This is a genomic window from Kineococcus sp. NPDC059986 (genome assembly GCF_040702905.1).
Lineage (GTDB): Bacteria > Actinomycetota > Actinomycetes > Actinomycetales > Kineococcaceae > Kineococcus.
This window is the reverse complement of sequence record NZ_JBFBND010000020.1, coordinates 43,016-50,322: the sequence shown is the minus strand read 5'-3', so window position 1 is coordinate 50,322 and position 7,307 is coordinate 43,016. Positions and strand designations below refer to the sequence as shown.

Here is a 7,307-nt window from a genome sequence, read left to right as displayed (position 1 = left end):
CCCTCACCGACGGCGAAGACGGACCGAGTCCGTCAAACGCATCGTCCTGAACGGCTCACGGGAGGTGACGATAACAATGAGGTCACGAAGTGCGGGGACCGTGAACGGGTGGTATCCCCGCGCCGTTGCGGGGCCCGTTCCGGAGGGCGGAACCTCAGGCGTCGACGATCTCGCAGAGCACCGTGCCGGTCGTGGTCGTGTCGCCGGCCTTCGCGGTCAGACCGGAGATCGTCCCGGCCCGGTGCGCCAGGAGCGGCTGCTCCATCTTCATGGCCTCCAGGACGGCGACGAGGTCGCCCTCGGCGACCGTGTCCCCGTCGGCCACGTCGATCTTCACGATGGTGCCCTGCATCGGCGTCACGAGGGCGTGCGGGTTCTTCGTCGACCCGCCCCCGGCGCCGCCCTTCTTCTGGCCCCGGTGCGTGGCCGAGCGGTAGGCGCGCGCCACGGCGGCCCCCGTCGCGACGCCCGCGCGGGAGATCTCGTGCCCGGCGCGGGACAGCTGCGCGTTGAGCTGCTCGACCGGGATGGACACCTCCAGCCGCTTGCCGGCGACCTCGACGACGATCGTCTCCCGGTGCGCCGCAGAGCCTTCGGCGGCCTCCAGCGCGCCGGACCCCGGCATCTTGGAGGCGTCGAACTCGGGGGACTCGATCCACCGGGTGTGGACGGTGAAACCCTCGGCGGTGGTGGCCGCGAACGCCGGGTCGACGACGACGGTGCGGTGGAACGGGATGACGGTCGGCACGCCCTCGACGACGAACTCGCCGAGCGCACGAGCCGCCCGGGCCAGGGCCTGCTCGCGGGTCGCCCCCGTCACGATGAGCTTGGCCAGCAGGGAGTCGAAGTCCTGGGAGATGTCGACGCCGCCGCTGACGGCCGCGGCGCGCGGGTCGATGCCCGTGTCGACGCGCACCCCCGGCCCCGACGGCAGCGAGAACCGGGTGAGCTTGCCCGGACGGGGCAGGAAGTTCGCGCTCGGGTCCTCGCCGTTGATGCGGAACTCGATGGAGTGCCCGCGGGTGGGGACCTCGCTGTACCCGAGGTGCTCACCCCGGGCGATGCGGAACTGCTCGGTGACGAGGTCGATCCCGCTGACCTCCTCGGTCACGGTGTGCTCGACCTGCAGCCGCGTGTTCACCTCGAGGAACGCCAACGTCCCGTCGACGGCGACGAGGAACTCCACCGTGCCCGCGCCGACGTACCCGGCCTCGGCGACGATGGCCAGGGACGCGCGGCGCAGTTCGGCGTCCTGCTCGGGCGTGAGGAACGGCGCGGGCGCCTCCTCGACGAGCTTCTGGTGGCGGCGCTGCAGCGAGCAGTCCCGCGTGGAGACGACGACGGCGCCGCCGTGCGCGTCGGCCAGCACCTGCGTCTCGACGTGCCGCGGCCGGTCGAGGTACCGCTCGACGAAGCACTCGCCCCGGCCGAAGGCGGCCTCGGCCTCGCGGACGGCGGAGGCGAAGAGCTCCGGGACGTCCTCACGGGTCCGGGCGACCTTCAGTCCGCGGCCCCCGCCGCCGAACGCCGCCTTGATGGCGATGGGCAGACCGTGCTCGTCGACGAAGGCGAGCACCTCGTCCGGACCGGAGACCGGGTCGGCGGTGCCGGCGACGAGGGGGGCGCCCGCGCGGGCCGCGAGGTGGCGGGCGGACACCTTGTCGCCCAACGCCTCGATGGCCGCCGGGGGCGGGCCGATCCACGTCAGGCCCGCGTCGATGACGGCCTGGGCGAAGGCGGCGTTCTCGGACAGGAACCCGTAGCCGGGGTGCACGGCGTCGGCCCCCGAGCGCAGGGCCACGTCGATGATCTTGGTGATGTCGAGGTAGGACTCCTTGGCGGACTTCCCGCCGAGGGCGAAGGCCTCGTCGGCGCTGCGCACGTGCAGCGCGTCCCGGTCCCCCTCGGAGTAGACGGCCACGGACGCCAGTCCCGCGTCCCGGGCGGCGCGCACCACGCGCACCGCGATCTCCCCGCGGTTGGCGACGAGGACCTTCGTCACCGGACCCGTGATCCCCGACGCCCGGCTCGACGTCGGGCTGGTCGGCTCGGGGGAGGTCATGCGGCGTCTCCGGGAGGTCGTGGGTGGGGTGGGACGAGGGCTGAGACTACCTGCGCCTACGCCTCGCGCGTCGCCCACAGGTCCGGCCACGCGACGCCCGCCTCGCCGACCAGGTCGCGCAGCAGCGGCAGCGAGACCCCGACGACGGCGTGGTGGTCGCCCTCGATCCCGCGGACGAACGCGCCGCCCAGCCCGTCGACCGTGAACGCGCCCGCGACCTGCAGCGGTTCGCCCGTCGCGACGTAGGCGTCGATCTCGGCGTCCGTGACGTCGGCGAAGTGGACCGTCACGCTCGCGACGCCCCCGATCGTCGCGCCCGAGCCGTCCTCGCGGTCGTCGATGAGCCAGTGCCCCGTGTGCAGGACCCCGCTCCTGCCGCGCATCGCCCGCCAGCGGCGGACCGCGTCCGCGGCGTCGGCGGGTTTGCCGAGGACCTCGACCCCCGCGCCCAGGTCGACCGCCAGGACGGAGTCGCACCCCAGGACGAGGTGGTCCTCGGGCCGGTCCTCGTTCGCCGCGACGTCCTCGGCCTTCGCCTTCGCCAGCACGAGGCAGACGTCCTCGGCGTCGGTGACGCCGTACCGCTCGACGACGGCGGGCTCGTCGACCCCGGAGACGAGGACGGCCGGGTCCAGGCCCGCGGAGCGCAGGGTGGCCAGGCGGGCGGGGGAGGCGGAGGCCAGGAGCAGCGACGTCACGGGCGGCATGCTTCCACGTCCCCCGCCCTGCCCCGTTCCCCCGTCACTGCGCGTGGTCGCCTGGTGAGCTCGTTGACGCTACGAGCCGAACCTATCGGCGCGTTGCGTCAACGATCCCCCCAGGCGACCACGCGCAGTGACGGACGGGGGGAGGGGTGGGGTCAGGGCAGGAGGGCGGAGCGGAGCACGTCGAGGCCGACGGACCCGACGTCGAGGGCGCGGCGGTGGAAGGCCTTGAGGTCGAACGCCGCGCCCTGCGCCGCGGCGACGTCGTCGCGCAGCGCCGTCCACAACCGCTCGCCCACCTTGTAGCTCGGCGCCTGCCCGGCCCAGCCGAGGTAGCGGTCGAGCTCGAAGCGCAGGACGTCGGGGTGGTTGCCGGACACCGACTGCAGGTAGGCCCAGGCCTTGTCGTAGGTCCACGCGCCGCCGCCGACCTCGGCGGGGGCGGGCAGGCCGCAGTGGACCCCGATGTCGATGACCACCCGGCCGGCGCGCAGCAGTTGCGCGTCGAGCATGCCGAGCACCTCGCCGGGCCCGCGCAGGAACCCCAGGTCCTGCATGAGCCGCTCGGCGTACAGGGCCCAGCCCTCGCCGTGCCCGGAGATCCAGCAGCCCTGCCGCCGCCACCGGTTGAGCACCTCGCTGCGCACGGCGGTCTGCCCGACCTGCAGGTGGTGGCCGGGCACGCCCTCGTGGTGGACGGTCGTGGCCTCGCGCCACGTGGAGAACCGGGTCTGACCGGTCGGCACGGCCCACCACATGCGGCCCGGGCGGGTGAAGTCCTCGCTGGGACCGGTGTAGTAGATGCCGCCGCCCGTGGTCGGCGCGATCCGGCACTCCAGCCGGAGGATCTGTTCGGGGATGTCGAAGTGCTTGCCCTGCACGGCCTCGACGGTCTCGTCGGAACGGTCCTGCATCCACGCCCGGAAGTTCGCGGCGCCCTCGACGACGGCGGACGGCGCGGCGTCCAGCACCGCGGCGGCCTCGTGCACGTCCGGCGACCCGCACACCTGCCGCGCCACGTCGGCCATCTGGGCCCGCAGCCGCGCGACCTCGTCCAGGCCCCACGCGTACGTCTCGTCGAGGTCGACGCGGGCGCCGACGAACCACCGCGACCACAGCTCGTACCGGTCCCGGCCCACGGCGTCGGTCTCCGGGGCCTGCGGCAGCAGGTCGGTGGCCAGGAACTGCGCGAGGTCGCCGTACGCCCGTGACGCGGCGGCGCCCGCGCGCTCCACGTCCGCTCCGTGACCGGCGGCGAACGTGCCGAAGAACCCGTCCGGCGCCGCGTACGACTCCGCCTCGGTGGCGCAGGCCCGGACCTGCCGGACGGACGCGACGCGGCCGGCGGCGGCCGCGGCCCGCAGGCTCTCGACGTACCCGGCCACGGCCGCGGGGACGGCGGCGAGCCGCTCCCCGGCGGCGCGCCAGTCGTCGTCCGTCTCCGTCGGCAGCAGGTCGAAGACCATCCGCAGGTCCTGGACGGGGGAGGCGATGACGTTGAGGTCCCCGAGCAGTTCGCCGGCCTCCTCGAGGGCGACCTCGAGGCCGAGCCGGTCCCGCAGCGCGGCCAGCGTGACCCGGTCCACGTCGTCGACGGGACCGCCCGTGCGTTCGGCCTCGTCGAGCGCCGCCAGCGTGGCGCGGTCGGCGGCGGCGACCTCGGCCAGCCCGGCGGGGGAGCGGTCGCCCAGGCCGGGGGCGGCGTCGGGGACGCCCAGGCTCAGCGCCAGGGCGGGCTGCAGGCGCAGCACCGTCTCGAGGTGTCGTTCGGCCACCGCGTCGATGGCCGTCGCCGGCCGCTGCTCGCTCACGCGCCGAGCCTAGTGATCACCTCGGACGGACACCCCTCGGACAGGCGCTCCTCAGAGGGTCGGGGCCTTCTGCGCCGCGGCGTCGAGCATCGGGACGAGGCGGTCCAGCAGCCACGGCACGCTCAGCACGGTGGCCGAGGTCGCGGTGACGAGGAGCTTGTCGTCGAGGTAGGCGACGGCGTCGGCGGCGACGGCCGGCATCGTGGCGTAGACCGGGTCGGCGCGGAGCTCGTCGCGGGTGATCTCGCCGTAGCCGACGAGGACCTGGCTGTCGATGTCGCGCACGCGCTCCTTGGCGACCTCGACGTAGAACTCGTCGGGGTTGGCCTTGGCCAGGGACTCGATCCCGGGGGCGTCCACCATGCCGAGGGAGCGCATCAGGTCGACGCGCGCGTCACCGGGCAGGTAGGCCGACAGCCCCGTCGTCGTGGCGTAGACGTAGACGAAGGACTTCCCCTTGAGCGACGGCGTCGCGGCCGCGCGGTTGGCGAGGTCGTCCTCGGTGTCGGCGACGAGCTTCTCGGCCTCCGCGGACTTGCCGACGGCCTTCCCGATCATCGACGCCGACTCCTGCCACGTCGTGAGCCAGGGCCCCTTCGGGTACCCGACGGTCGGGGCGATGGCCGTGAGCTTGCTGTAGTCCTCGGCGGTGATCCCGGAGTTCACGGCGAGGACGAGGTCGGGGGTGAGCGCCGCGATCTGCTCGAACGGGATCTCCTGGCTCGAGGGGGCCGGCAGGAACGTCGTCGTCGCCTTGTCGAAGTGACCCGCCCACCAGGGCAGGGTCCCGTCGGGCAGGCCGCCCCACGTCACCTCGGGGATGCCGACGGGCTGCAGTCCGAGCGCCCACAGCACGTCCTGCGAACCCCAGCCCAGGCACACGATGCGCTGCGGCGCAGCCTTCACCGTCGTCTTGCCGAGCTCGTGCTCGATCGTCACGGGGAACGCCCCCGCGGCGGCCGATCCCGACGCCGACGCGCCCGCGGTGGTCGGTTCGTCGCTGGAGGAGCCGCAGGCGCTCGCGAACGCGACGACGGGGACGGTGGCCAGCAGGGCGCGGCGGGACGTGCGCACGGGTGCTCCTCGGAGGGCGGCGGAACAAGCGGTGGTCAGGGCAGGCTCACCTCACCACAGGTTCGGCTCGGAGGGAAATCGCGTGCGGCAGGATGCCCGTGTGGATCCCGCCTGGAGCGACCTCGACCGCCCGCCGTTGCGCGCCGCCGCCCTGCGCTCGGCGCTCGTCGGGCCCGGGGGCTGGACGCGGCTGGACGCCGTCGCGAGCACCGGCTCGACCAACGCCGACCTGCTCGCCGACGAGACGGCGCCCGACGGGGCGGTCCTCGTCGCCGACCACCAGGACGCCGGCCGGGGCCGGCTCGGGCGCACCTGGAGCGCGCCGCCGCGGTCGGCGCTCGCCGTCTCGGTGCTGCTGCGGCCCGCGGTCCCCACCGAGCGGTGGGCGCTGCTTCCGCTCGTCACGGGACTGGCCGTCGTCGACGCGCTGGGCGCGCTGGGGGTGCAGGCCGGACTGAAGTGGCCGAACGACGTCCTGCTCGCCGGGCCGGACCGGCCGGGGAAGGTCTGCGGCATCCTCGCCGAGGTGCGCGGGGACCGCGTCGTCCTCGGCGCGGGGATCAACGTCTCGCTGCGTTCCGAGGAACTGCCCGTCGAGGCCGCGACGTCGCTGGCGCTCGCCGGGGCCCGCACGACGGACCGCGACACCGTGCTGCGCCGGTACCTGCGGGCGCTGCGGCTGCGCGTCGACGCGTGGGCGGCGGGGGAGTCCCCGCTGGCCGACTACCGCGCCGTCAGCGCGACGCTCGGGCAGGCCGTCCGGGTCGAGCTGCCCGGCGGCACGACGCTCGAGGGGGAGGCGGTCGACGTCGACGACGACGGACGCCTCGTGGTGCAGGACTCAGGCGGCGCCCGGACGAGCCTCGCGGCGGGGGACGTCGTCCACCTGCGCCGTCGCTGACGGTCCGGCCGTCGACGCGTCCGCGGACTCGTTCCAACCCTCCTCGCGCAGCTCCTCGACGAAGACGAAGCGGCGGTAGGCCCACCAGCGGAACAGCGTGCCGAGCGCGACGCCGACGACCTTGGCCGAGATGTTCGAGGCGACCGGCCCGCGCAGGTCCAGCACGTAGTACGTGAAGGCGAGGCAGGCCAGGGAGATGAGCAGCCCCACGCCGTTCATGACGAAGAACAGCAGCAGCTCCCGCGGCGCCGAGGCGCGGCGACGGTGCCGGAAGGTCCAGTACCGGTTGCCGACCCAGGCCACGACGATGCTCGCCACCACCGAGATGACGTTGGCCGTCAACGGTTTGTGGTTGAGGACGCCGACACCGTCCGGACCCGCGTAGCGCAGCAGGTTGAAGATGCCGAAGTCCGTGACGAACGCCACGGCGCCGACGATGCCGAACTTGGCGGCCTCGCGGGCCAGGACCTCGTAGGTGTCGCGCAACCGCCGCACGAGACCCCGCTCGCCCTGCTCGTGCCCGCTCAACGCCTTGCTCAACACGCTTCCCCTCAGTCGGTGGCCGTACGTCCTGCGGCCACGCAGTCTGACGGGTCAGGCTGGGAACCCGCTCCAGGTCACCGTTCCGCGGGGGCGCGTGTCTCGCGACGCGTGCTCCGGGGGTCCAGGTGGTCCTCCATCTTCATCGCTCCGACGATGCCGACGACGACGAACGCCACACAGGCGATCACGGTGAACAACTTGCTCCCCCTCCG

Annotated in this window: 6 protein-coding genes; 1 reads left to right on the top strand and 5 read right to left on the bottom strand. The window is 74.0% G+C overall.

The features are described 5' to 3' along the window. Positions 1–154: 154 nt before the first annotated feature. The 4 genes from AB0637_RS15630 to AB0637_RS15615 form a co-directional block, all read right to left on the bottom strand. A complete protein-coding gene (locus AB0637_RS15630) occupies positions 155–2,002 on the bottom strand; it encodes a biotin carboxylase N-terminal domain-containing protein (RefSeq protein WP_366173415.1) in 1,848 nt (615 codons plus the stop codon). Positions 2,003–2,118: 116 nt separating this feature from the next. Then, entirely contained in the window at positions 2,119–2,760 is a 642-nt protein-coding gene (locus tag AB0637_RS15625) for a nucleoside triphosphate pyrophosphatase (protein WP_366173372.1), read from the bottom strand. 161 nt (positions 2,761–2,921) lie between these two features. Beyond that, entirely contained in the window at positions 2,922–4,577 is a 1,656-nt protein-coding gene (locus AB0637_RS15620) for a DUF885 domain-containing protein (RefSeq protein WP_366173370.1), read from the bottom strand. A 51-nt stretch (positions 4,578–4,628) separates the two neighbouring features. After that, the gene (locus tag AB0637_RS15615; RefSeq protein WP_366173369.1) at positions 4,629–5,651 is read right to left on the bottom strand and encodes an iron-siderophore ABC transporter substrate-binding protein; all 1,023 of its coding nucleotides are present in this window, start codon (positions 5,649–5,651) and stop codon (positions 4,629–4,631) included. A 100-nt stretch (positions 5,652–5,751) separates the two neighbouring features. Here AB0637_RS15615 and AB0637_RS15610 point away from each other — a divergent pair, with 100 nt between their 5' ends. Next, positions 5,752–6,552, top strand: coding sequence for a biotin--[acetyl-CoA-carboxylase] ligase (locus AB0637_RS15610; RefSeq protein ID WP_366173368.1), 801 nt, complete (start codon positions 5,752–5,754; stop codon positions 6,550–6,552). Here the strand turns inward: AB0637_RS15610 and AB0637_RS15605 are convergent. Next, complete coding sequence (locus AB0637_RS15605) at positions 6,493–7,092, bottom strand: GtrA family protein (protein WP_366173367.1); 600 nt, start codon at positions 7,090–7,092, stop codon at positions 6,493–6,495. The genes AB0637_RS15610 and AB0637_RS15605 overlap by 60 nt on opposite strands. Positions 7,093–7,307: the final 215 nt, after the last annotated feature.